At 68.8% G+C, this 25649-nt stretch carries 20 protein-coding genes; 8 read left to right on the forward strand and 12 right to left on the reverse strand.

The features are described 5' to 3' along the window. Positions 1-145 precede the first annotated feature (145 nt). Positions 146-334, reverse strand: coding sequence for a hypothetical protein (locus AB0I73_RS34215; RefSeq protein WP_363044028.1), 189 nt, complete (start codon positions 332-334; stop codon positions 146-148). Between the two features lie 273 nt (positions 335-607). On the opposite strand from AB0I73_RS34215, the gene AB0I73_RS34220 reads away from it, so the two are divergent. Both AB0I73_RS34220 and AB0I73_RS34225 read left to right on the forward strand, forming a co-directional pair. Further along, positions 608-4249, forward strand: coding sequence for an AAA domain-containing protein (locus tag AB0I73_RS34220; protein WP_363044030.1), 3642 nt, complete (start codon positions 608-610; stop codon positions 4247-4249). A gap of 41 nt (positions 4250-4290) precedes the next feature. After that, entirely contained in the window at positions 4291-5904 is a 1614-nt protein-coding gene (locus AB0I73_RS34225; RefSeq protein WP_363044032.1) for a hypothetical protein, read from the forward strand. 163 nt (positions 5905-6067) lie between these two features. On the opposite strand, the gene AB0I73_RS34230 is transcribed toward AB0I73_RS34225, so the two are convergent. From AB0I73_RS34230 to AB0I73_RS34240, 3 genes are all read right to left on the reverse strand, one after another. After that, positions 6068-7834: a tyrosine-type recombinase/integrase gene (locus AB0I73_RS34230; protein WP_363044034.1), complete on the reverse strand. Its 1767-nt coding sequence runs from the start codon at positions 7832-7834 to the stop codon at positions 6068-6070. Further along, on the reverse strand, positions 7831-8130 hold the full coding sequence (locus tag AB0I73_RS34235; protein WP_363044036.1) for a helix-turn-helix domain-containing protein: 300 nt from the start codon (positions 8128-8130) through the stop codon (positions 7831-7833). Before AB0I73_RS34235 ends, AB0I73_RS34230 begins: the two co-directional genes overlap by 4 nt. Positions 8131-8272: 142 nt before the next feature. Then, a complete protein-coding gene (locus AB0I73_RS34240; RefSeq protein ID WP_363044038.1) occupies positions 8273-8815 on the reverse strand; it encodes a helix-turn-helix transcriptional regulator in 543 nt (180 codons plus the stop codon). Between the two features lie 274 nt (positions 8816-9089). Here AB0I73_RS34240 and AB0I73_RS34245 point away from each other — a divergent pair, with 274 nt between their 5' ends. The 4 genes from AB0I73_RS34245 (at position 9090) to AB0I73_RS34260 (ending at position 14147) form a co-directional block, all read left to right on the forward strand. Then, positions 9090-10619, forward strand: coding sequence for a DnaB-like helicase N-terminal domain-containing protein (locus tag AB0I73_RS34245; RefSeq protein ID WP_363044040.1), 1530 nt, complete (start codon positions 9090-9092; stop codon positions 10617-10619). 249 nt (positions 10620-10868) lie between these two features. Beyond that, the gene (locus AB0I73_RS34250) at positions 10869-11768 is read left to right on the forward strand and encodes a DUF2637 domain-containing protein (protein WP_363044042.1); all 900 of its coding nucleotides are present in this window, start codon (positions 10869-10871) and stop codon (positions 11766-11768) included. Between the two features lie 178 nt (positions 11769-11946). Next, positions 11947-12435 carry a plasmid mobilization relaxosome protein MobC gene (locus tag AB0I73_RS34255; protein WP_363044044.1) on the forward strand — a complete coding sequence of 163 codons (489 nt, stop codon included), beginning with the start codon at positions 11947-11949 and terminating at the stop codon, positions 12433-12435. Next, the gene (locus AB0I73_RS34260; RefSeq protein ID WP_363044046.1) at positions 12432-14147 is read left to right on the forward strand and encodes a relaxase/mobilization nuclease domain-containing protein; all 1716 of its coding nucleotides are present in this window, start codon (positions 12432-12434) and stop codon (positions 14145-14147) included. The genes AB0I73_RS34255 and AB0I73_RS34260 overlap by 4 nt, the downstream gene beginning before the upstream one ends. Positions 14148-14240: 93 nt before the next feature. Here AB0I73_RS34260 and AB0I73_RS34265 read toward each other — a convergent pair whose 3' ends face one another. The 6 genes from AB0I73_RS34265 to AB0I73_RS34290 are packed head-to-tail and all read right to left on the reverse strand — an operon-like array spanning position 14241 to position 20443. Then, complete coding sequence (locus AB0I73_RS34265) at positions 14241-15239, reverse strand: hypothetical protein (RefSeq protein ID WP_363044048.1); 999 nt, start codon at positions 15237-15239, stop codon at positions 14241-14243. Beyond that, positions 15233-16255: a glycosyltransferase gene (locus AB0I73_RS34270; RefSeq protein ID WP_363044050.1), complete on the reverse strand. Its 1023-nt coding sequence runs from the start codon at positions 16253-16255 to the stop codon at positions 15233-15235. The genes AB0I73_RS34265 and AB0I73_RS34270 overlap by 7 nt, the downstream gene beginning before the upstream one ends. A gap of 1 nt (position 16256) precedes the next feature. Further along, a complete protein-coding gene (gene serS / locus AB0I73_RS34275; RefSeq protein ID WP_363044052.1) occupies positions 16257-17549 on the reverse strand; it encodes a serine--tRNA ligase in 1293 nt (430 codons plus the stop codon). Continuing rightward, positions 17542-18258, reverse strand: coding sequence for a histidine phosphatase family protein (locus tag AB0I73_RS34280; protein ID WP_363044054.1), 717 nt, complete (start codon positions 18256-18258; stop codon positions 17542-17544). Before AB0I73_RS34280 ends, serS begins: the two co-directional genes overlap by 8 nt. Beyond that, positions 18255-19169 carry an aminoglycoside phosphotransferase family protein gene (locus tag AB0I73_RS34285; protein ID WP_363044056.1) on the reverse strand — a complete coding sequence of 305 codons (915 nt, stop codon included), beginning with the start codon at positions 19167-19169 and terminating at the stop codon, positions 18255-18257. Before AB0I73_RS34285 ends, AB0I73_RS34280 begins: the two co-directional genes overlap by 4 nt. A gap of 23 nt (positions 19170-19192) precedes the next feature. Next, entirely contained in the window at positions 19193-20443 is a 1251-nt protein-coding gene (locus tag AB0I73_RS34290; RefSeq protein WP_363044058.1) for a methionine adenosyltransferase, read from the reverse strand. A gap of 216 nt (positions 20444-20659) precedes the next feature. Between AB0I73_RS34290 and AB0I73_RS34295 the strand changes: the two genes are divergently transcribed. Further along, the gene (locus AB0I73_RS34295; RefSeq protein ID WP_363044060.1) at positions 20660-21934 is read left to right on the forward strand and encodes a transcriptional regulator; all 1275 of its coding nucleotides are present in this window, start codon (positions 20660-20662) and stop codon (positions 21932-21934) included. Here the strand turns inward: AB0I73_RS34295 and AB0I73_RS34300 are convergent. Continuing rightward, on the reverse strand, positions 21915-22574 hold the full coding sequence (locus AB0I73_RS34300; RefSeq protein WP_360202376.1) for an HAD family hydrolase: 660 nt from the start codon (positions 22572-22574) through the stop codon (positions 21915-21917). The genes AB0I73_RS34295 and AB0I73_RS34300 overlap by 20 nt on opposite strands. A 267-nt stretch (positions 22575-22841) precedes the next feature. Further along, positions 22842-23534, reverse strand: a complete 693-nt coding sequence (locus tag AB0I73_RS34305; RefSeq protein ID WP_363044062.1) for a hypothetical protein — start codon at positions 23532-23534, stop codon at positions 22842-22844. Positions 23535-23959: 425 nt separating this feature from the next. Here AB0I73_RS34305 and AB0I73_RS34310 point away from each other — a divergent pair, with 425 nt between their 5' ends. Then, on the forward strand, positions 23960-25315 hold the full coding sequence (locus tag AB0I73_RS34310; protein ID WP_363044064.1) for a hypothetical protein: 1356 nt from the start codon (positions 23960-23962) through the stop codon (positions 25313-25315). Positions 25316-25649: the final 334 nt, after the last annotated feature.

A 25649-nucleotide genomic window follows, 5' to 3' on the forward strand; every position in this document is an offset into this window, starting at 1 on the left:
TTGGAAAGCGTGTTGGGGGCAACCCCTCACGAGTTCGAATCTCGTATCCTCCGCCAGTGCCTCACCGGGCACGATGTCGAAGGGCCCCACCGTTCGCGGTGGGGCCCTTCGACGTGCGTGGTCTCAGTTTTGGTCTCAGTTGCGGTTATCGCCCGCTGAGGACGGCCCGGCACACGTTGCAGTACATGGCGGCGTTCCGCCCGTATCGCCGCATCAGCTGGCCGCAGCCCGCACACAGCCCGAGCTCCCATGGTGGGCATCCCAGTGCGGCGGAGGCGGCAGCCCGCTCGACGGCGGTGATCCACATCGGGTGGTGGGAGCGCTGGACCGGCATGCGAGAAAGGGTGAAGCCGCCGGACTGCGATTCCTGCGAGGTACTCCCACCCTCTTCGGCTCGTGCTGATCGTTTCGCCGTGGAGTGCCAGGGAGTCAGTCTTACGAGAGCCGCGGCAATCTGCCTCAAGCGTGCTCGAGTTACGCGACTGCATGTCCGGAACCAGCCGCAGTGGTTCAACGAACGTGAGTAGGATCACGCTTCATCCGCGCGGCCAGGCAGGGCCGCCCGCAGTATCTGCTCACCCGCTCCTCAGCTCGTGAAGGTGGATGGATGACGGCTCCCACAATCGGAACGTTGCTTCTGCAGAATAGGTACGAAATCACCGCAGGTCCGCACACGGGCGACGGCGAATCCCAGGTCTGGGAGGCTTTCAGCGACGGCTATACGTACCTGCTCAAGACGTGGACGTACGAGGGTGAGCAACCGGACAGGGTGCAGCGCGCCCTCTGGGACCAGGAACTGCGCACCCTGTACAAGGTCGCAAGCAGCCCGAGGGCTGACGACGCGCTGGTCGTACTCAAGGACGCCGGCCTCGACCGGGACCACCAGTGCTTTGTCATGGCCCTGGAGGCACCGGGCTACGAGCGCGTCGCCACCGCGCTGCGGCGCCGGGCACGCTACCCGTGGCTCTCGAACCGCGGGACGGCCTCACGCGAGCAGTTGTGGAGCGGCTTACGACGCGTCGCCACAGGGCTGAACCTGTTGCACGAGCGACAGGTCCTGCACCGGGGCGTGGACCTCGACTCCCTCTTCTTCGATGAGGACCTCGGCGCCGAATCCCTTCGACTCGGCGGCTTCGAATGGTCCGTCAAACTGGGCCGTCCGGTGGGGACCCAGCCTCCCGTCGGCTGGCCGGTTCCACCGGAGCGCACCACGGGAGGCGTGACTGCATGGCGTCAGGACGACGACTGGTTCGCCTTCGGCATCCTCTGCGCACGGCTGCTCCTCGACCTCGAACGCTTCACCACTAATCCACCGCCCGAACGTCACGCACGGGTACTCAAGACCATCAACACCGCCAAGCACGAGCTGACCGAGGCCGAGCGCAAGCTGCTGCTGGACCTCGTCGCTGAAGACCCGCTGGAGCGCCTGACCGCGCCGTACGACATCATCGGCCGGATCCAGGACATCACTCGGGCCCTGGCGAACCCCCTGCGCGCCCAGCAGGAGGACGCGCAGTACGTCCTGGCCCTCGATCTGCGGCGGCCGGAGTTCATCGATCACCTGATGGACAGCGGGCTGCGTGACCACCTGCGCCTCGACCCCATGGGGACCTTTATCCCCGGGGATCCGATCCACCGAAAGGAGGCATGCGAGTTCGTCCGCCAGGACCTGCAGAAGCCTCTTCTGTACGCCGTCCCTAACAGGCCATACTTCATCCTCGTCGGCGGCAGGCTCAGCCTGAAGATCACGGCGCACCGGGGGAAGGACGGCACGTCCAGCTGGCAGGTCGCGGACTGCCGGTCCGCCCAGCCGCTGCTCTACAGCGAGGGCGACGACAGCTTCCGCGAACTCCCGCCTGGCCGCGTGTTCGCCTATGCCAGGGACGAGGTGGCCCGCGACCGTACGATCGCGCAGAACGCCACGTCGTGGGAGCTCGCACTACCGAAAATCGACCGCAGTGCGCAAGTCTCACGCGAGCTCAGCCGCTTCCACGAGTTCGTCCGCGTGAGCAACCAGATCGAACTGCTCCTCCTCGACTCACAGATCTTCCCGTACGAGGTCGTCCGCGGCCCGTGGCTGGAGGACGGCGTGGAGTGGGCCGTGGTCAAGGAGCGCGCGCGTCCCGAAGGACACGAAGTCTTCGAGCCGTTCCGCGTGGACTTGATCGACTTCCTACAGAAGGAGGTACGGGGCAGCGACCGCAAGGTCATCCTGTCGGGAGCCCGCGACGGCGCCCGCCTGAAGCTCCCGCCCCGAGACCCCCAGTCCGACGACGACGGCAACGTGTGGCAGGTCGATGCCCTGGACCAGGCGACCGAGTTCATCACACTCAGCCGCCCGGGCCTGAGCAAAGGTCGGGTAAAGCTGGAGAAGGAGGGGTTCCTCCGCAGCGCCGGCATGCCCGGGCAGATAAGTCTGTTCCGGCGTCGTAAGAAGGCCATCGATGCCCTCGACCAGCACGGATACCTCCTGCGCTCGCTGGCTACCCCGAGCCACGTCCGCATGGACACAGGCGCCTCCGAGCTTCCCGTCGAACTCGACCACGAACGGGTCGACGAGCCCAAACGGGCCAGCATCGAGGACATCCTCCGGGTACGGCCCATCTACACGCTGCAAGGGCCGCCCGGCACGGGCAAGACCACCCTCGTCGCCTGGCTGCTGCGCGAGATCCTCACGGAGGACCCCGTCGTCCAGGTACTGGTCACGGCCCAGGCGCACGGAGCCGTCGACGTGCTCAGGTCGAAGGTGGGTGAGGCGTTCCAGGACGTGCCCGAAGCTGACAGGCCGCTGCAGATCCGGCTGCGGGGTCCGCACAAGGCCGGAACCACATTGCCGGAGGACGGCGTCGAGGGCGTGGCCAGGCAGGTGCTCCAGCGCAGCATTTCCCAGGTCGGAGCCATGAGTTCGCCCAGCGAGGTGCAGCTCGCCTGGCTGGAGGACGCGAAGGCCATGGTCAGTGAAATCAATATGATGCAGGAGCAGGGGGACCTCGGCCCCCGTTCGTCGGACTTCGTCGAATTGGTCAAACGCGGCGCGAACCTCACGTACTGCACCACTAGCGCCGGCGACCTGGTTGCCCTCGCCGCTGGTCAGGCGTTCGACTGGTCGATCGTCGAGGAGGCAGGCAAGGCGCACGCGTTCGACCTCGCGCTGCCACTGCAGGCAGGTCATCGCTGGCTGCTGATCGGTGACCACAAGCAGCTGGATCCCTACCGGTACGAGGACTACCACAAGGGAATCGACAAGCTGGACCCGGTGGCGCACACCCTCGGCCGCCTCAAAGCGCGGGCGTCCGGCATGCTCGACCAGGAATGGCTCGACTTGTGGGAGCGCCGCAGCCAGGCGGACCGAGACGAATTCCGCGAGTACGCCAAGGAATGGCTGAGGACCTTCCACCGTCTGTACGAGTACTGCGCCGTGGCCACGGGTGCAGACCGTCTCGTCACGGACACAGAGGCGAAGGGAGCGTCCGCAGGGCAGTTGATCGGCCAGCATCGCATGCACCCGGACATCGGCCGGCTCATCTCCGAGGCGTACTACCAGGGTCGATTGATGAACCGCACCCTGAACAAGAAGGGCGAACCGGTCGAGCGGGTGCGTCACGGTTTCCACACCCCGAGCGGCATCCGTGACCGTGCCGTGGTCTGGCTCGACGTGCCGTGGTGCCGCAACGATGCCGCCACCCATGAGGTCGGTCCGAACAGCGGCCAGTCGAAGTACACCAATCCGGCGGAGGCACGCGCGCTTGCCAACTTCCTCCGGGCCCTGGGGCCCGATGGCGGGTGTCAGGGCAAGCTCGCGGTGCTGGCCCCGTACTCCCGGCAGGTGAGCCTGCTCAGCCAGCAGTTGCGGGATACGCCCCTGCCTGCCGGGCTGCAGGTCCAGCTCGGTCTCAAAGCCGAAGCGATCGACGGCAACCGGTTCCCCGCCCACACCGTCGACTCCTTCCAGGGCAACCAAGCGGACGTCGTCGCCATCAGCCTGGTTCGCAACAACGAGAAGGAGATTGGCCACGGCCTGGGGTTCCTCGACGACCCAGGCCGGATGAACGTGCTCCTCTCGCGGGCGGAGCGCCTGCTAATCCTCGTCGGGTCCTGGGACTTCTTCCTCCACCAGGTACAGGCAGTACGTCTCGCGGACGAGTCCCAGCCCCTGTGGTCTTTCAAGAAGATCGTCACCCTGCTCGACGAATGGTTCATGGATGGCAGGGCTGTACGTATCCCGGCTGATCTCAGGGAGTACTCGTGATTGTCCTCGTACCTGTGAGCATGTTCAGCGTCAACTTCAGCGTGGCCCGGGGCCGCCCGTACAGCCGTCTGGAGCGGCGGGTTCTGGAGGAGATCGCCGCACGAGCCGGTGTCGCCCCCCACCAGGGCGCGACCCTGACCTCGCTATGCGACACCTTCCGGGTCCACGAACGGCTGATGGTCGAAGCCGTGGTGACCCTGGTCGGTGCAGGGTGGGTCGCCGTCACCAGCGGCCGGGAGGCTACTTTCGTCCTCACCGACGAAGGACAGCAGGCGTGCTCGTCCGGAAAGGACCCGGCATCGGTCGTCGTGGCTCCGGCCGCACCCTGCACGGTGGTCTTCGATCGCACGGCAGGACAGCTGGCCAGGCGTGGTGAAGTGCTGACCGTCTCGAAGCAGGAGGCGCGGCCGGACCTCAACCCGTCCACTCCTTTGCGCATCGTGCGCAACGCGCTGGACGAGTCCCAGATCCAGAAGCTACTGCCCCGAGCCAGCGGCGAGTGGGTACGTAGCATCGGACGGCCCAGGCTCGTGACGGTCGATCGCTACCTCCCCGTGCGCGTCGACCTCGCCGACCGGGCCATCACAGGGCTTCCACGAGGCTGGCACCAAGCTCTGTCGGCCGAGATCCTGGCGGTGGCACAGGCCAGGAAGGAGGAACTGGAAAGCGCCCCGGACGTCCAGCCGACGCCACAGGAAATCGCCGTGAAGGTGGCACCTCCGGTACAGGCTCAAATGCCGGCCACTGGCCCCGGGCACCGGCCAACACCGCTGAGCATGCTGGGGCGGAAGCCTCCGGCCGCCACGCTTGGGGCCGCAGCGGCGCCCCAGACAATCGTCTCTTTCCCGTGGCTGGAAGACGCCGAACCCTTCAGAAGCAGCGGTGATGGTTCCCTGGACCAGTCGACCGAAGCAGCTCTGTTCTCGGAGGTGTCCGGCGAGGAGGCCCACCAACTCCTGATCGCCGAGGCACTGGCTACGGCGGCGAACCACGTCATGATCGCCTCACCCACGGTGAATATGGAGTGCCTGTCGAAGCTCGGCGACGTCATCCAGGCCGCGGTGGCGCGCGGGGTGCGCGTGGACGTCCTCTACGGCGACACGGATGAGGGAACCAACCCGCAGGACGTTGTCGACCTGTTGCACCGGATCGGCTACCACGCCGCGGAACGTCTGGGCAGGGATCTCCTGAAGCCGGCTAAGGAACGGACGGGCAGCGGTGCGAGCCTCCTGGTCTTCGATGGGAGGGACGGAGCGCTCGAAGCGGTCATCGGCAACTACGCCTGGGTCGGGTCACCCGGCTCGGGGCGGGCACGCTCCGTCCACATGGGCGGAACCGAGTTCATGGCCCAGGTGGCACGGGCAGCCGCAGGTCTGTGGACGTGGAGCGGTGATCCGGATTCCGCCGACCGCTGGCGACACGTGGCAGACCGCTGCCAGGACGACACCGCCGTCTCCGCAGCCCGGGGAGACCGTTTGAAGGATCAGGTCCTCGCCGAGCTGATCGTGGACGACGAGCACGCCCAGGTCGCGCAGGGCCCCGAAGACGGCGCCCTGCAGGTTGGCGGCGCTTGCCGACACGAGAATGGATTTGCAGCAGGCATCCGCGGAATCTCGGCGGTAATCCGCCGCCCAGACACCCTGACCACGCCGTAAGGATGGTCTCCGGCGCCGCTGTGCCATCACTGAGGCGTGGGGACTCCTGGCTCAGGGCGACGATCCGCAGAGGCGTCTGGAGCCCTGGGAACCGATCTACCCCTACGGAGGGTGCCGGAAGTAACACCGGCACCCTCCCAGGCACGACATGGAATCGGCCTCGTCACCACTCGTCGGTGTCGCCGTACTTACCCGGATGCCGTGCGCGGTCCACAGCCTGTGCACACGCCTCGGCGAAGGCAGCCTCCACAGCCGCCTTGTCCGTGCCTCGCACCTGGGCCTCGACCTCCTGGCCCGAGCCGGGGCGCCGAGTCGTGCGCCAGGCCGAGGAGCGGTCGGTGTAGGCGTCGGTGTCGAACTCCCAGACCGGCAGCGACCACTGCTCGGGGAGTTCGGTTGCCGCGCGTCCCCCGCCGGGGAGGAACAGAGCTCGGGCGTGGAAGACCACGGTCCGGTCCGGCACGCGGTCGCGGATGGCGCTCGCACCGCCGGGGCCCTGGTGTTCCCAACGCCAGCGGTCCCATTCCTCGACCTCGGCGGTGTGGTCAGGCCAGTCCTCGCTCCAGCGTGCGACGACCTCGTCGGCGTGCTCGCGGTGGAGGAAGGGGACCCGTCGCTCGCCGAGGCGGGCGACGTGGACCATCAGCTCGGCGGGGACAGGGCTCTGGCTGGCGTCGGCCAGGACCTCTCCCGCGGTCTCGTCCGTGCCCCACAGGAGGCCGCCAACCTTGGCGGCGGTGTCCTTGAGGACGCGGCTGGTCAGGTGCTGGTAGCGGCGGCGCATCCGGGCGGACTTGCCCGGCTCCCAGCCCATGATGGCGTCGACGACCGCGTCGGAGACGCCGAGGATGAGCAGGACGGTCGCCGCAGTATGGCGGGCGTCGTGAAGGCGGGCGTCGCGGACGCCTGCGGCCTTCAGCAGCTCCTTCCACCGGTGATAGTCGGTGTTCGGGTTCAAGGGCTCACCGGTGGGCGAGGTGAAGACGTACCCCTTCTCCGTCCACAGGTCGCGGGCCCGGGCGCGCTCGTGGGCCTGCACCTCCTTGTGCTGGCGTAGGAGCTGGAGAAGCTCGTCGGGGGCGCCGATGGGTCGCTGGCCGGCGCGGGACTTGGCATTCTTGGTCTCACGGCGAGTGTTGATCTTCTGAGGGCAGAAGCCGGGCTTCCGGCCGCAGCGATCGCCGCAACCGTGTTTGTAGCGGGGCCGCAGCCGGCCACGCCGTACGCGGATGACGCCGAGCTCGAAGTCGACGTCGTCCCACTGCATGCCGAGGACCTCGCCCTGGCGCAGGCCGAGGGCCAGGGCGATGACCCAGCGGGCGGTGTTGCGGTGCTTGCCCGCTTCGGCGAGCAGGCGTTGGACCTCCTCGACCGTGTACGGCTCGACCTCTTCCTCTTCGACCTTGGGGGCCTTGGCAATGGCGGCCGGGTTCGCGGTGAGGTGCTGGCGGCGCACGGCCTCGTTGAGGGCCGTGCGGACCGTGCGGTGGGCCTGGTGGGCAGTGCCGGCGGCGCTGCCGTTCTCCTGCATCTTCTTGTAGAAGCGCTCCAGGTGCTCGGGCTCCAGCTTCTCCAGGCGGTGGGCGCCCAGGCCGGGTATGAGGTGGTGGTAGACCGCCACCCGGTAGCCGTCGATCGTGTTCTCCGAGACGTGCGCGGCGGCGATGTTCTCCACCCAGTGGGTGAGCCACGTCTTCACGGTCCAGGACTGGCCGGCCTTACGAACGGTGCCCTTGTCGCGCTGGCGCTCCAGCTCGCGGACGACCTTGGTGACCTCGGCGCGGGTCTTGCGGCTGACGTGGCGCCGGTCCGGGGTTCCGTCGTCCTTGACGCCGACGGTGACGCGACCGTGCCAGCGACCGTCCTTGCCGAGGTAGATGGACGAGGCGCCGTTGGGCTGGCGGGTCTTGGCGGTACGGGACTCGGTCACGCGGCCGTCCCGAAGTCCGGCGCGCCGAGACGGCGGGTCAGGAAGTCGTTCACCGCCTCCGCTGGGATGCGCCGGAGACTGCCGATTTTGACCGAGGCGATTTCTCCGGTGGAGACGTACTCGTACAGCTTGGTGCGGCCGATGCCGAGGCGGCGGGCGGCCTCCTCGACCGTGAGCGCGACGAGCGTGGCGTCACCGGCGGCGGGGCGGCGCTGGGCCACCAGGGTGCGCAGGGCGTCCTCAGGGACGCCCAGGAGGCGGGCTATCTGGGCAAGCGGAAGACCGTTTTCGTGCAAGGGGAAGTCCTTCTCTGGCCAGGCGTGGGACGGCGAATCCCGTGCTGTGGCCGGTCGATCGTTCAGGGATGGGCGTTGCGCGGTGACGTGACCGGCGAGGGCCGGCCCCTGCTGTTCGTAGCAGCGAGGGGCGGCGGAACGGTCAGTCCTGCGGGGTGATGTCGTTGACGTGTTCGCCGAGATAGCTGACCAGCTTCGACGGCGGGAAGTGGCGGTGGAACTCGCCGTTGGAGGCGACCGCGAGCTCGTGCGCCAGGAGTCCCTTGACCATGTCTTCCTGGTTCGGGTTGGCGTCGGTGTACTCCTGCAGCTCGCCCTGGATCCGGCCCATTTCCTTGCGGGCTGCGAGGTGCTGCTTGTACTTGACCACGTACTCGGCGATGAGCCTGCGGACGTGCGCGTTGGTGATCTGGCCCGGAGGACTGGTCAGCTCGTCCATGTCAAGATCGAAGATCTTGCAGAAGCCGATGGCCTCGTCGAGGTTGACCCGGCGTCTTGGCTTGCCGCTCTCGATGCGCCAGATGGCGGCCTGGTTGACGGGGTGACCGGCCTCGGCCATCCGCTCGGACAGCGTGACTGTGCTCCAGCCGCGGGCTTCGCGTTCGAGCTTGATCCGCTCGGCGACGTAGTCCTCGGGCAACGGCCGGTCCGGGCCGGAACGGGCCGCCCCTTCCTCACTGCTCACCGCTCCACCTCCTCGATCAGGCCCAGGGGGAACCCAGGGCGATGATCCAAGGAAACACTATTGCGGAGCCGAATGCAAGCATTGCATTTTCGAAATCGTCAGGTAGTGTGGGCCGTCCGCCCCCGCACGGGGGTGAACGCAAAAAGCCCCCGGTGCTACGAACACCGGGGGCCAAGCTCGAACTCTCGTAACCGCCCATCCCTGAACGATCGACCTGTGTGACCTGGGATTCGCCGTCCCATGTGGCCCGCAAGTGAGGAGCTCAGTGCCCAGTATGGACGAACCCCGTCCTGCCGCGCCACACCACGACACTCCCAGCCGCCCTCGCCCCTTCGACGACTTCACCACCGTGCCGCCGCACGACGCGGACGCCGAAGCCGCTGTGCTGGGCGCGTGCATGCATGATCCGGCCGTGGTCGACGCCGTACGGAACCTGCTCGACGGGCCGGACTTCTACCGACCGGCACACGAGACGGTCTGGCGGGCGGTTCTCGCCCTGCGCGGCAAGAACAAGCCCACCGACCCGATCGTGCTCTGCGACCGGCTACGCGAGCAGGACGACCTGGAGCGGGTCGGCGGCGCCGCCTACGTGCACCGGCTCGCTTCCGCCACACCCTCGGTCAGCAGTGCCACCCACTACGCGGGGATCGTGCGTCGGATGTCCGACCTGCGGCGCCTGTGCGCCTCCGGCCTGCGCACGGTGCAGCGGGCCATGGAGCCCGGCGCCGATCCCGATGCGATCCGCAGCGAGGTCGAGACCGAGGTCCGGGCCGAGCGGGAGCGCGCCCTGGCTTCTGGACAGGGACGGCTCTCGCGGTTCATCACCGACGGGTGGAGCTTCGTCACCGAGACCGGTGCGGACACCGAGCCGCTATGGGGCACCCGCGAGCAGACCGCCTGGTCCTCGGGCGAGAGCCTGATGATCGTCGGCGCCCCCGGTGTCGGCAAGACGACCCTGGCTCACCAGGTGGTCCTCGCCCGCCTGGGCCTGGCCGACAGCGTCCTGGACATGCCGGTCGCCCCCAGCAGGCGAGTGCTGTACCTGGCGCTCGACCGGTACAAGCAGATCGCCCGCGCCCTGGCCCGCCGCATCCAGCCTGAGCACGAGGCCCGGATACGCGACGGGCTCGCCGTCTGGCAGGGACCGCTGCCCGCCACCCTGGACAAGGAGCCCGACCTCCTCGCCGATCTCGCCACCGCCCACCAGGCCGACACGATCGTGATCGACAGCCTCAAGGACGCGGTGAGCACCCTGGTCGACGACGCCCTCGGCGTCGCCTACAACAACGCCCGTCAGCGGGCCATGCGCGCCGGGGTCGAGGTCCTCGAACTGCACCACCAGCGCAAGGCCACCGAGGGCACCCCGCGCGCCCAGAAGCCCACGCTGGACCGGGTATATGGCTCCACCTGGATCGTCTCCGGCGCGGGCAGCGTCCTGTACGTGGCCGGAGAGGCCGGCGACCTCGCCGTCACCCTCCACCACCTCAAGACCCCCACCGGCGAGATCGGCCCGCTCCAGGTCATCCACGACCACGAACGCGGAACCACCTCGGTCGACCCCGCGCTCGATCCAGTGCAGATCCTGCGCACCCGCCCCGACGGACTGACCGTCCGCGAACTCGCCGCCGTCCAGAGCGGCGAGGCCAATCCCGACCGTGCCGCCACCGAGAAGGCCCGTCGGACCCTGGACCGCCTGGTCAAGGCCGGGCTCGCCGCAAAGACCGAAGGCGCCGCAGGCGGCAGTGGAGGCGGCCAGCAGGCCCGCTACCGCGCCTCCGTCCGCCACATCGGCGTCGTCTCCTGACCCTGCGCGCCAGGCCCGGACCGTACACGGGGGCGTACACGCACCCCCTTCACGCCCACGGTCCCACGCCGCGCCCCGCGCGTACACGAACACCACGAAACCCGCAGGTCAGACGTTCACGCGCCCGTACACGCCGTACACGCGCCCAAGCGTTCACGCGCGGGCCCCCCTTTAGAAGGGGGCCCGCGTGTACGCCCCCTCCGTGAACGCCGTGATCGCCTCCCTGAAACCACCCCAGGAGCACCCCGCTTGACCCACGCCACCACACCCAAGACCACCCAGGCCGCCGAGCGGTACGCGCTGCTCGCGGCCGGCGTCGTGATCGTCGCCCTGACCGTCGCCGGGTTCTGGCTCTCCTACGCCCACCTGGCCGAGGTCGCCGGCCAGCACGGCCTGGGCGGCTCCCCCGCCCGCCAGTGGGCCTGGCCCGCGACCCTCGACGCGTTCATCATCGCGGGCGAGCTGCTGATGCTGCGCGCGGGCCTTCGCCGGACGCCGGACTGGTGGGCCATCACCCTCACCGCAGCCGGGTCGCTCGGCTCCATCGCCCTCAACGTCGCCGGCGTCAACAACATCGGCACCACCCCGGTCCCCTTCCTCGACTACGTGGTCGCCGCCGTCCCGCCGACCGCCGCGCTCCTCGCCTTCGGCGTCCTCATGCGGCAGATCCACCAGCACGTCGCCGTCCCCGACACCCGCCACGACCGTCCCGCTGGCGAGGGCCACGGCGAGGAATCCGCCCATCCCGCCGCCCAGGAAACAGCGCGCCCGCACCCCGCAGCCACAACGTCCGGCGATGGTGAACCGGTCCACCGCCACAGCACCGATCGCCACAACGCCCTCGTGGCTGACGGTCCCGGACCGTCAGCCACACCAGAACCGAGCGGCGATGTGGCGAAGGTCCCTGGGCAAGTGGCGGAAGTCCGGAACAAGCCGGAGAAGCCGAGTGGGCGGAAGGCCGCCATCCCCATGGACAAGCTCCTCGCCGTCGGCCGCACCGCCCCACTCGGACGGGACGGACGCGTCTCCCGCCGCAAGGTCGAAGACGCCATCCGGTCACACCGCCTCCCCGTCGGCCGAGAGCGCCTGGACAAGATCACTCGCCAGCTCCAGGACGAACTCGACAAGGCCACCGTCAGCGAGCGGTGACCCCACCGCGCACCAGCCAGCCCATCCCCGTCACCCGTCCCACGAGAAAGGCCCCCTGATGCACGAGCGCCTCACCCCCACGCCCACCGACCAGCAGCAGGAACGCTCGACCTCAGCCCAGAACAGCGCAGCAAGTTGGAGGTCCGGACACTCCCCCGCAGGGCGAGCGCCCGAACCCGTGCCCGCCCCGAGGGCGGCGGGCAGCCTCCCGCGCCAGGGGGCACGGAAGGCAGGAGTTGCGACCGAGGGCGGACCGCAGCAGGTACGGCGCCGGGGCAAGCCCCGCCTGCGCGCCCGCACGCAGCGCCGCGCGCACAGCGTCCGCCTCAGCGAATCCGAGCACGAGATCATCGCCGCCGGCGCCGAAGCCGTCGGGATGAGCATCGCCGGCTTCCTCGCGCACAGCGGGCTCGCCGCCGCCCGCGATCTTCACCGCACCGCCGCCGCCATCGCAACCCGCCAGGACATCTTGACCTCCCTGTTCGCGCTCCGTAGACAGCTCGGCCACGCCAACAACAACCTCAACCAGGCCACCCGCGCGCTCAACAGCGGCGCTTACCCCGATGACCTGGACGCCACCATCGCCGCCGTCCGCCATGCCGCCGACGACGTCCGCCACATCGCCACCCGCCTCACCGACCCGAACGCCGAGGGCACTGCCGCTTGATCCCCTCCATCCACAAGCAAGGCCGCGACACCGCCCGCCTGCTCGCCTATCTCTACGGCCCCGGCCGCCGTGAGGAACACACCGACCCCCACCTCGTCGCCTCCTTCGACGGCCTCGCTCCCGACCCCGGCCGCGACCCGAACGCCACCCTCGCCGACCTCGCCCAGCTCCTGGACGAGCCCCTGCACCTCCTCACCGATGACACGCGTCCCGCCACGCACGTGTGGCACGCCTCCGTCCGCGCCGCCCCAGACGACCGCACCCTGACCGACGCCGAGTGGGCCGACATCGCCCTCCGCGTCATCGCTGCCACGGGCATCGACCCCGGTGACGGCGCCGGCTGCCGCTGGGCCGCCGTCCGCCACGCTGACGACCACATCCACCTCATCGCCGCCCTCGTCCGCGAAGACGGTCGCCGCCCCGACCACCGCCGCTCAGCCAAACGCGCCCAGGCCGAATGCCGCCACATCGAAGCCGACCACGGGCTCCACCGTGTGGCGGCCGGCGACGGCACGGCCGCCAAGCGTCCCACCAGCGCCGAGCGCCACAAAGCCGACCGACACAACCGGCAGCGCACCCCGCGCGAGGAGCTCCGCGAGACGGTCCGCCGCTCGATGGCCGGCGCGGCGAGCGAGGAGGAGTTCTTCGACCGCCTCGCCGCGGCCGGTCTGCTCATCCGGCGCCGCATCGCGCCGTCGGGCGACACCCTCGGCTACGCCGTCGCCCTCCCCGGCGACCGCAACGGCAGGGGCGAGCCCGTCTTCTACTCCGGCTCCAAGCTCGCCCCGGACCTGTCCCTGCCCCGCATCCGCGAACGCTGGACCCAGACCTCGGAAGGCACCACCCGTCAGTCGGCCCTGCCGCCGGTGACCGGGCCCGCATCCGCGCGCCGGCGCGCCACCACCGCCGCCTGGCAGGCGCTGCTCGTCATCGACCACGGCGACGACGGCGCGGTCGCCGCCCAGATCGCCGCCACCGGGGAAGTCCTCGACGCCCTCGCCGAGACCTCCGCAGCCCACACCCGCTCCGAACTGCAGGCCGCCGCCACCGCGTTCGAGCGAGCTTCCCGTTCTCACATCCGCGCCGAGCGCGGCCACGACCACGCCTTGCGCCAAACCGCCCGCGACCTCGTCCGCAGCGGCCCAGCCCTTGGCCGAGGCGAGGACGGTGCCACCACAGCAATGGCCATCGACATGCTGTTCTTCCTAATCACCGCCACCGCGCACTGGCACGCCAGGAAGCAGCACGCCCAGCAGGCCGAGGCCGCCCACCGGGCCGCCGAGCACCTGCGCGTGGCCTACCAGGCCGCCGCTGAACACCCCATGGCCATGCTCCACCAGCGGGGCCGCCGCCTGACCCCGTCCCTGGCACGGCACCACTCCGCCACGTTGCGGAACGTGCTGCCTGACCTGGCCGATCAAATCCTCGCCGAACCGGGTTGGCCCGCCCTCGCGGCCACCCTCGCCGAGGCCCGGACCGCCGGCCACGACCTCACCACCCTGCTCGCCCAGGCAGCCTCACAACGGGAGCTGGACACGGCGGAGCGGATCAGCGACGTGCTCGTGTGGCGGCTGCGGCGGATGGCCGACCTCCCCGCAGATCCTCAGAGCGCCCAGGGCCGGCGCGCCCGAGACAAGCACACCGTTTCCTCGCCGGAACGGGTAGCGCAAACCGGGACCAGGCTCACAAACACTTCCCCGCGGCGGCGCTGAACCGCGAAATCGAGCCGCCATAAGTAGCCGACGATCCCCGAGTGGGCCAACCGGGGATTCCGGCTGCGGTGACGGGCCGTCGGCTCTCGTCCCTCATCTGCATACCTCTTCCTCAATGGCGCAAGCGACCTGAGGCCAAGGAGCGCGCAGGGCACCGAAGAGTGACCAGTAGCCGTGTGCCTCGCGAACTACGGCGCTGACACCGAGGCGTACCGCTTCGGGGTCGATCGTGCCTATGACCCGCCGGGTGACGCCCCCGGTCCCGCGGGGCGCGGGGTTGATCCCGCTGCCCAGCAGGAGCGTGGCAGTGCGGATGGCGTCCAGCGTGGTGGGTGGTGCCGTGCCGGCGAAGTCTCCGTGGACCAGCTCGTGCCAGCGCTGCCGGGTGCGTGCCCAGGCGAGGCGTTCCAGGCCGGTTCCCAGGTCTACGGCCATGCGGGTCGGGTCATCGGCGTTCCACAGCAGGACGATGTCTCCGAGGTCGAGCCCGAGGTGGCGGAATTGCAGTGTGATGCCCTCGACCTCGCGTCGACGCCAGGGAGTCAGGGTCCCGTGGACGCTCAGGTGGCGGGCGTGGAAGCCGAGTTGGGAGAGGACGGAGAACCATCCGTCGAGAATCGCGCCATACTCGTCGAGCCCTCCAACAGGTTGGACGCGGGAGACGTTGACGAAGGAGGTCAGGAAGCCGTCGCAGAGTTCGCCGGAGGTATCGCGTTCACCGGTGAAGCGGACGACCGGCTGGGGAAGGAAGCCCTGTCGGTACGTCTGGGGTCTTCCGTCCTTGAGGAGCGGGTCGAGGGCCTGGATCGCCGAGATGGTCAGTTCCGTGTCGCGTCCCCAGCGGAGCGGGAGGCAGTCGTCGCGTGGAGCGCCGACGCGGGCGAAGGCGGTCTCCAGGCTGCGGAGGAGTTCCCTCCACGAGGGCGGCCGGCGCGGCGGGCGGTACGGGGTGTCTCGCCACTGGTGCCGGATGTCGACGTGGGGGCCGTCGATGGTGAACTCCCACTGCGGGCGGGATAACGCCCCACGGAGTACGGAAAGTATCCGCGAGACCAGTGCGTCTCCGGTCGTACGAGCTGCGCCGGTCAGCACGACGGTGACGCCATCGCCAGGAAGTGCCGGGCGGGGTCGAAGCGATGCCGGCCGATCTCCTGAACCTGCCGGTGGTCGAGGGTCTCCGCCTGCTCGATGGCGAGCGCGAGCCGCTGGGCCACGGTCTCGTCGTCCTCGTCCGGGTCGGCGACGGTGATGGCGCCCGTCTGGTCGCAGAGGGCTGCTTCGGCGCAGGTGCCCGTGCGCCAGGTGAGGGCGGCCATGGGGGTGCCGGCGCGGAGGGACTCGCCGAAGACGGCGGCGCCGGCTTCCACGTACGGGCGGGCGTAGGTGTAGACGAATACGGAGGCGTCGCGGATGGCGGCCGTCTTGGCCGGCCCTCCGAGTTCGCCGATCCACTCGACGTGGTCCGCATTGAAGAGGCGGGCGTGGCTCTGGACGTAGTCGTGGTCGAAGACCGGGCCGACGATGCGGATGCGGCGGTCGAGGATCTGGGCGGCGCGGACGGCCAGGTGGGGGGCCTTTTCGGCGTCGACGCGGCCGAGCCAGACGAGGTCGCGTCCGGCGAGCGCCGGCGGTTCCTCCTCGTTGAGGCCGAGGTGCACGGCCAGCTCGGGGATCGGCCGGTGGTCCGCGTACCGCTCGATCATCTCGGGCGAGTAGCAGTACAGCCGGGAGCGCCTGCCGTCGAAGGCGGTGGTGGTGTGCTGGAAGACCGGCGAGTGCTGGAAGGTGGCGACGTCGCAGTCCAGCACGTTCCATGTGCGGGTCCAGGCGGGCATTGAGGGGTACTCGTGCCCGACGACCAGGAGGTCGTACTTGGTGTCGCGGATGTCGCACCCGGCGAGCGATCCGGGGGTGATGTCCTCCAGGCGGACCGGCTTGCGGACCCAGTCTTTCTCCAGGTCCGCGAGCCAGCCCGGCCCGAAAAGGTGTACGTCGGCGCCTGCGGCCCGGGCGCCTACGGCGACCGCCCACAGCCATCGTTCGATCCCGCCGTAGCCGGCGGGCGGAAAGGCGTAGCTACCAGGGAAATCGCAGACGCCGACGAGCACGTTATGCCTCCGGTGTTCCGTCCGCCTTGATCCGGCGGAAGCCGAGGTACGGGAAGAGGGATTCGGGGAGGACGAGCGAGCCGTCCTCCTGCTGACACTGTTCGAGGAGCGCGGCCAACGTGCGACCGACGGGCAGGCCGGAGCCGTTGAGGGTGGCGACGAGCTTGGGCTTGCCGTCCTCGCCCCGGGTTCGGATGTTGGCGCGGCGGGCCTGGAAGGTGCCGAAGTTGGAGACCGAGGAGATCTCTCGGTACGTGTTCTGGCTCGGGATCCAGACCTCGATGTCGTAGGTGAGCTGGGCGGAGAAGCCGGTGTCACCGGCAGGCAGCTTGATGACCCGGTAGGCGAGGCCGAGCTCCTTCAGGCACGCCTCGGCGTGGCCGACCATCGTCTCCAGCTCGGCTTCCGCCGCCTCCGGATCGACGATCTTGACCATCTCGACCTTGGCGAACTGGTGCTGGCGGATCAGACCGCGGGTGTCCCGGCCGTATGAGCCGGCCTCGGAGCGGAAGCACGGGGTGTGGGCGGTCATGGCCAGCGGCAGCTCGGCCGGCGGGATGATCTCGTCGGCGTAGAGGTTGGTCAGCGGGACCTCGGCCGTCGGGATCAGGAACAAATCGCGGTCGGCCACGCCCGTCTTGAACAGGTCCTCCTCGAACTTCGGCAGCTGCCCGGTGCCGGTCATCGTCTTGCGCGTGACGAGGAAGGGCACGGAGTGCTCGACGTACCCGTGTCGGCGGGTGTGGATGTCGAGGAAGAGCGTGGCCAGAGCGCGCTCCAGAGCCGCGCCGGCCCCGCGCGACACCGAGAAGCGGGGGCCGGACAGCTTCGTCGCCCGGGCGAAGTCGAGGATGCCGGTGGCCTCGCCGAGGTCGACGTGGTCCTTCGGCTCGAAGGTGAACGCGGGGGGCGTGCCGACACGCCGTACCTCGATGGCGAACTCCTCGGAGTCGCCGTCCGGCGCCGAGTCGTCCGGCAGGTTCGGGATGCTCAAGAGCAGGTCACGGAGCTGGGCCTCGATCCCTTCCTGCCCGGCCTCGATGTCGCGGATCTGGTCCTTCAGCTCGCGGGCGCGCTCCTTCAGCTTGCCGATGTCCCCGCCCTGCTTCGCGGTCTGCTGGACCTCGCTCGCCACCCGCTTGGACTCCGCCCGCAGCTCGTCGGCAGAGCGGATGTTCTGGTTGCGCCGGGACTGGAGGGACTCCAGCTCGGACAGGTCCAGGGAGTAGCCGCGACGAGCGAGCCGACGAACAGCTTCGGCACCCATTTCGATCAGGGCGCGGGCGTCATGCATGAGGAAGATCCTTTTTATCCAGCGAATGGGATGGGGATACCGAATTGACGGTAGCAACCGCCGGCCCCTCGCTGATCCGGAATGTGGCCGTGCCACCAGCGCCGGTGATCTTTTCGCACATGCCCGAATCAAGATCGTCCAGGAGGGTGGTGATCAGAACGGGCAGCTCGTCGTCGGAAACGGCGATCGGTTCGACGTACGGGGCCTCGGGAAGGAACAGCGGCATGGGCTCCCCCTCGGTGCGCTCGCGGTACCAGAGGAGAACGGAGACCATCAGGCCGTGGCCGACGAGCACCCTGGGGCCGGGGCGCTCGCCGGCGGAGAGCACCCCGATGAGCATCCGCCGGATGCCCTCGCGCTGGGACTCGGACGCATCGGGCGGACGCTCATCGGCTCCATGGGCGTCCAGCCAGACGGCGTAGTCGAGGAAAGGACCGCCCTCGAAATGCCCGTAGTCGAGTTCGTTGAGCCGCGCGTCGACGACGAGGCCGGCGGACGGAACACCCATCAGCAGCGAGGTGGTCTGGAGAGCCCGGGGGAATTCGCTGGTCAGCCAGGTGGCCACTGAGTGCAGGGGGAGCGTGGTCCAGGCGTGGCTCAGGGACTGCCGGCCTTCCTCGTTGAGGTGGATGCGCTTACTCGGGTCGCCGTTGACGAGGTAGCGCTTGCTGTAGTTCGTCTGGCCGTGGCGAAGGATGTACGTCGTCATCGGTCCCGCCCCGTCCCTGACGTCGCCGTTCCGAATGCCATCAGAGAGGACAGCACCGCCGCGATCTTCGGCCTCGCGGGGTCGCCGATCTCCGTGTAGTAGAGAAGCCCGTCGAGCGCGAGCGCCCTGCACCAGGGCGTGATCTCCGGTACGGGGATGCGGGAGATCCGGGCGGCTGTGGCGAGCCGATCGGCCGTCCCTCGTTCGATGTCGTAGTAGACGCTCCAGAAGGCCCAGTCGAAAACCGCGTCACCCTCCACAGGGTGGGGATCGATCAGACGAGGACGCTGCCCCACGTCGAAGATCACGTTCTCCGCGTACAAGTCGGCATGCAGGACCGTCGTCCGGGCGGGGACTTCGCGCAGGCGGGCGAGCTCGTGGCACACCTCCCTCGCGAGTCCTCCGTGGGAGCCGAGGTCGAGGACGCGCATCCGTCGGTAGACGCGCGGTAGGACGACCTCGTGCAGGAAGTCGTCCAGGCTGGGCACGCCCGGTCCGGGCGTCCGCCGGCCGAGCGTGTGAACCCTGTGGATCGCGGCGGCCACCGCCTGCGTCTCGCGTACGGGACGGACGTCGCCTCCGGGCCGCCCACCGACAAGCTCAAGGGCAGCCACCGACAGGTCATCCGCGGCGTGGACCACGTTCGCGGTCGGACCGCCGGCCCGCACCCGCAACGCGGCCGTCTCGTGGCGGTAGCGGAGGGGCTCCACCCACGCCTTCAACACGCAGCGGCTCCGGTCAGGCGCCACGGCGAGCGCGACCGCCGAGGCGTGTCCCGCGTCGTGGTAGCTCCTCAGTGAGAGATTCCACCGCCTCGCCGCCTCGGCCAGGAGGCCCGGGGCTGCGTCCAGCCACTCCTCGACCGACAGGCCGTAGTGCGCGAGCAACCGCTCCCGACACCCCGAAGGCACATCTCCGAGCGTCCGCCTCGCCATCAGCTCAGCACGATCCCGTCGGAGACCAGCTCATCCGTGAGAGCGGGGAACCCCTCCAGGGTCTCGGCGACGAGGGCCTGGACCTTGTCGGCCTCGACGTCCGGGGAGGACAGCCGGATCAGGATGCGCCACGGCTGGTCGAGGCGCTGGCCGGTGGTGCTGACCAGGTGGACCTCGGCGTGGCCGTCGGTGGCCTCGTGCAGCCGCTGGGCCAGGCGCTGAGCGGCGATGTTGTAGAGCTTACCGACGTGGTAGACGGGGTTCTTGCCGTTGGCGCCCTCCAGGTTCATCGGCCGCAGGGGCGTGATGAGTCCGTTGACGCGGTTGCCGCGACCGACGACGCCCTCGTCTCCGGACTCGATCGAGCTACCGGTGTACGTGAGGTACAGCTCGTCCTTCTCCGGTACGTCGCGGGCGTTGAGCCGGAAACGGGCCTCGGCGCCGGGAAGCCTGAGGCCGGCGAGCCGGTAGCACTCGGCGAGGACGCTCTCGACGTTCCGGACGTACTCGGCGCGGCTGCCGACGTGGCGCGATTTCTGCGGCACGCACAGGACGACGTCGGCCTGGTCGCCGTCCCAGTAGCCCATGAGCTTCACGTCGGAGCCGCACCAGGCGTGGGAGAGCGTGAACTCGCTCTCCCCGGAGAAGTGGTTCGCCAGCTCGCGGACGAACGACTCGAAGGTGTTCTCCGGAGCCCATCCGGTCCCGAGCGAGGTGTCGTTCGACAGCCGGACCCGCCGCTCGCGCAGGTCGTCGATGGAGCGGGGGTTGAACCAGCGGGTGCGGTCCGGAACCTCGTCGTCGGTGAGGACGGCACCGGGGCTGGAATTGCTGGTGATGTTGAAGGTGATGTCGAGATGGTCCGAGACCTCATGAAGCCTCTCGGCGAAGAACGCGCGGACCTCGGCCTCGACGATCTCCTCGACGGGGATCCTCTCGCCCCCGCACATGGGCGCGGCCCGCCCGTTGACCAGGACGCGTACCGGGGCCGTGATCCGGCCGGCTCCGTATCGGACCTCGCTGGCCCCGCCGAGGAGGGCGAGCTTGTCGAAGTTGTGGTGCAGCACGGCGCCGAAGCGTTGGACGGTGTAGTGGCTGTAGGCACGGGACAGCCGCTCGGCGAGGTGATCGGCCAGGGTGTCCGGGTGGCCGAGGCCCTTCCGCTCCACGATGGTCGTCGCGTCCGGCTTGGCCATGCCGGTGTCGATGACGAGATGGCTGTGATTGATGGTCGTGCTCGTGCGAGACATCACGAACTCCCGTTCACAGGGGGACAGGACAGAGACGAGCGCTACTGGGCTTGTGGAGATGGCAATCATCCGGGCCCTGCAGGTCCCATCCGAGGACCCTGACAGGCCATCAAGAGGACTTCTGCAGGGCTTTATTGATGTCTCGTGGATGATTTTGCGCCGCGACGGGGACACCGCATGTCACTCTCTGACGAGAGTTCGTCCCGGAGGAGATTCATGCCCCGTCCCGCAGGCAACACCCGGCTCAAGTCCGCCCGCCTGGCTGCCGGATACAACTCGCAACAGGCCCTGGCCGACGCCATCACCAAGACGGCACCCAAGTTGGGCATCAGGGGGCTCGCTGTCGGCGTCCGTCAGATCCGACGCTGGGAGTCCGCCACACCGCCCTGGCCACAGCCTGACGTCCACCGAGTCCTGACCCACCTCCTGGGCCAGAGCATGGAGGACTTGGGATTCGCCCCGCCCTGGGGAACCGAAAGCCGCCCTGCCAGCTCGACGGTCCGCAGCACCCCTCGTACCCCCCTGACAGGTGTGCGGCTAGCCAGCGTCCCTGCGCAGGCGGGCATCACAAGGCAGCCGGTCACGGTGGGCAAAGACTTCGAGGCCGTCACCCGTTCCCATCGACACCTCTACTGGTCCGTGGCTCCGGCCGTACTTCACCCCGCAGTCCTGGAGCACGCCCGTCTAGGATGCGCTCTCCTGCCCGAGACTGCGAACCCTGCTCGCCAGACCCTCGCCGGCGCACTCGCCGAGTCCTATCTCCTGGCCGGCCGCATCGAGTTCTTCGACCTACGCCAGCCCGAGCAATCCTCGGAAACCCTCTTGCGTGCCCTGCAGGCGGCAGGGGAAGCGGACGACCCTCTTCTCGGATCGGCCATCCTCGCGCACATGGCCTTCGCCCCCGGCTGGGCCGATGACCGTGACGCGGCGATCGAGCGCATGATGGCGGCCCGCACCTACGCTCGACGCGGAGACGCCTCCGCGGAGCTCTGGGCATGGCTGGACGCCGTCGAGGCGGAATGCGAGACCCGATGCGGCGACCCCCGTGCCGCGCTCCGCTTGATCCATCACGCCGAGGACGCCCTTTCCTCGGGCTCGGAGCACCCCACCCCCGACTGGCTGGACTGGTTCAGCCGAGTGCGCCTGTCCGCGTTCAAGGGGAACACGCAACTGAAGGCCGGCCACCTGCCGCAAGCCCGCCAGACCCTTCAGGAGGTTCTCGACGACCTGCCACCCGAGTCGGACAAGCAGCGCACGGTCGTCCTCGGCGATCTCGCCGCGGTCGAAGCCGCGGACAGCCACCCGGAGGCGGCATGCCAGTACGCCGTCCAAGCCCTCGACCAGCTCGCCATCACTTGGTACGCGACGGGCATGGAGCGCATCCGCGAAGTCCGACGCACGCTCGCCCCATGGCAGAACGAGCAGTGTGTCCGAGACCTCGACGATCGTCTCTACGACTGGGGCACGACGGTCAGCGCTCTCCAGCGTTGAACTTGGCGATCTTCTCAGGCAGCTCCGCGAGCGAGTCGATGCGCATCGTCGTGATCGAGTCCGCATCCGGGTCACGCTGCTGAATCGTGCCCCACGGCCCACGCCGAATCAGAGCTGTCAGAAGCCCCGCCTGCACGGCCGGGCGAATGTCGTTGTCGAGCCGGTCACCGACGTACAGGATCTCGCCCGGCTCGGCAGGCGTCGCCTCGATGACGTGGTCGAAGAACTTCACGTCCGGCTTCGACGCACCCCAGTCATCACTGGTGGCGATCAGGTCGGACGGAAGATCCAGCCCGCGCAGTAGGCCACCGGCGCGCACGGTCTGGTTTCCCGCGATTCCCACCCACAGGCCGGCCTCCCGCAGAGCGGCCAGGGTGGGTCGCACGTCGGAGTAGAGGTCGTCCTCGCCGAACCATTCCGGCTTCCCGGCCGCCGCGCGTTTCTCGCGCTCCTCGGTCAGGTCGAACCCCGGACGGAACTCCTGAAACGTCTCGCGGTAGTCGCGCCCCTGCGCGATGACCGCCCCGAACATCGCCGCGAAGGTATGCCGCGGCACCCCCAGCCAGTCCGCCCAGGTCCCGTACTCCCGGGTCTCGTCGACAAGACACTCACCCACGTCGAACACCACCGCACGAATCATGCTCCGCAGGTTAGACGGTGCAGCGCGGGGAGTAGGCAGCCCTGTCAGACTGCGGCTGAATACCCACCCCGTCCTTGACCTCAGGCACAGCGAGCGCCGTCGGTTCGTTCGCAACCGTCGCGCAACCCCGAACCCGGGCATCCGTTCAAGCTCGATCCACTCGTCGTCGACATCGTGGATTCGCTCAGGCAGGTGACAGCGGGAACGTCGTCGGCGGGCGACGCCCCGCCCAAGCCGACACTGACGCGTGCCGGGAAGCGGGGTGGATCACTGGTGCGCCGCGAGTGTGGCGGCGGGGCGGCACGGCCGACCGAAGCGGGCACACTTCTGCTCGAACCCTGGGGGGAGCCATCCGCCGCTCAGTAGACGAGGATGCGCGGGAAACGCGGTGATGGCGGCGACAGCGAAGGCGAGGGACGCCCACGGTGTGTGCACCATCGTCGTCACCTGCTGGCCGCGAGTGCTGACGAAGCTCGTCTGGAACGTAGCAACGCTCACGAGGTCGATCGTGCTCAGGGCCTTCCAATCAAGGTCAAGTCCACTCGTGCTGCTCGCAAAGTGCAGCTTCTGACGGGTGATCGTCACCTCTCCCGGGCCGTCGACCATCCATCGCGGTTGGGCGTCACGCGCTGCTTGGCGCCGCCTGGCGGAGTTGCCGACCGCGGAACCCAGAAGACTGCCGATGACGAATGCGGGATTGCCGACGGCGACCACACTGTTGTGCTGGTAGCGCCCGTTGCCCGGGGCTCGCCAGGTCGAACGCTGACCGGGGCCGACAGCAAGGGCGCGGTCGTCATGCTCCAGTCTCGCTGTCGTGGCGATCAACGGACGGCGAGCCAGACCGCCTCCAAGGAGATCCGCGACGATCTCGCACGAGTGCCACAGATGGTCGTCCAGGGATGACCACGCCGGGGTGTTCGCCTGCCCTGGTGGCGGCGCGAAGGAATTGGCCTTTGTCACTCTGGCGGGTCCGTTTCCCGAGGGCACTTGATCACTTCCGTGCGATCGAGAGTATCCAGGAGACTCCTCGGTCGGCAGGAAATTTAAGGATCTTGCCACCGTGGCTGATCCTCGTACTCGGCGATACGAGAACGCCAGCAAGCACTCGTACCTCTTGGCCGGTACCGGCAACAGTGGCGCCGTTAGACCGCCCGTACTGGTGTCATTCCTGGTCTCATCACCCTCGTTCGGCTTCCGACCGGATGGCCCTGGTGGCCGCGCTCGCCGACGGCTGGGGAGTGCGGGACCGCACACCATTCGAACGTTCCTCGAAGGGGGTTGGCCGAATACCGGCCTGCGCCCCTCGTACGCACTTGATTGCGCTCCCCTGTCCCGTCCTACGGTCCTCCAGCTCACGCCGCACCACATCGACAAAAGGGCTGCCGGTGAACAAGGACGAATCCAAAGCCGTCGCCGAGATCCTCCACGAGCTGAGCACCACCTCCCACGTCCAGGTCCGCTCATCCCCCGAGCTCGCCGCCCAGGTCGCCAAGGCTGCGGCGGACGAGGACGAGAAGCGGATAGCGGACGGGCGGGGCTCCCTTCGCCGACGCACCGACTACAGGGCCGTCCGGGCAGCGCCGCGATCACTGACACTCACGCCCTGGCAGGTCATCCACGCCATCGGCCTTGGAGCCGCTTCGGCCCGCCAAGGTGCGGGGCGAGGACTCGCCGAGCACTGGGGCAGCCTGCGCTACAGCCAGGCCCTGGAAGCCAACCGTGGCCGTTACCTGCAGCTGTCGTCCGAAGGGCGCGATCTCTTGCGCTTCTACAAGGCCACCCAGTCCGGAGAAATCGGCACCGGCTTCGCCTCGCTGTTGGCCGAGAAGCTGGTCAGGTCCCGCTACCCCGACCACTCGGTCTCCGTGATCCCGGCGGACATCGCTCTGAAGGCCGGCTGGACCCTACGCAGCACCGGTACAGGCAACCGCCCGGAGCCGCTACAGAGACGGCCCCACTTCTTCGTCGAAGCCTGGAAACCAGGCCAGCCGTCCAAGGTCCTTCTCCTCTCCTCCAAGGGCACCCACAGCAGCGTTCACCAGGTACAGAAGCAGCTCGGTACGGCCAGCGCCCACGTTGAGTCCGTGCACATCGGGCCGTACGGCACAGTCCCGTACCTGCTCATCGGAACCGAGATCCCCACCACGGAGAGCCTTGCCGTGCACATCCTGGAGGCGCCGGGTACGACCGTCCTCCGCCCGTCCGGAGAGACATCAGAAGCCGGCCTGGATCTCGCCCTGGAACAGGGGAACCGTATGGCCGACGTCGTGCGGCCCACGGACCGCGGAGAGACGATCGTCCCCGGGTTCCAGGTACTGCCCGACTCCTTTGCCTGGTTCAGCGTCGTGCTGGCACGGACGGAAGCAGCCACGATCACGGCCTTCACCGGAGGTGGCAAACCCACCGCCCAGTACCTGACCAAGGAACAAGGCCGACGCCACTTCCAGCACGACGTCCACGCCAACACGGCCGGGCTGCGAGATGCGGAGCACCGCATCCAGGACATCGACTTCGTCGGTACCGACCACATCTACCGCCTCAATGGCACCCGCATAGAGGCGTTTTCCGGGCTTAAGAGGAGCCTCTACACGCACCTCCACCACGGGCGCGTCAATGAATATCGAAGCGAGGTACACGCCCTACGAGGGCAGTGGCCGGACCGCAGCACATCAGAGCAGTGGAACGCGGTGTCCATCCGCCCCGACGGAACCGTGATGGCGATCCGACTCCAGGACGGGTGACCCAGCAGCCATCGTCAACTACCGATCGGTCCTGTTAGCGCCTACTCGGGGCACACAAAGCTGCAGCGGGACTGGTCAAGAGGCGGCCGTGCCGACGGGGCGGCCTCGGCGGCCCTGCTCCGATGGTCTCAGTTCTGGTCTCGTTCACCCCCGTCCAGTACCGTCCGCCGGGCTCCCCGCCTCTCATTCCGGCGCAGGTCAGGACGCTGATGGCCTACCCCGAACCCCCGGACGAACATTTGGAAAGCGTGTTGGGGGCAACCCCTCACGAGTTCGAATCTCGTATCCTCCGCCAGTGCCTCACCGGGCACGATGTCGAAGGGCCCCACCGTTC

It is taken from the genome of Streptomyces sp. NPDC050388 (genome assembly GCF_040655635.1).
In the GTDB taxonomy this organism is placed as follows: domain Bacteria; phylum Actinomycetota; class Actinomycetes; order Streptomycetales; family Streptomycetaceae; genus Streptomyces.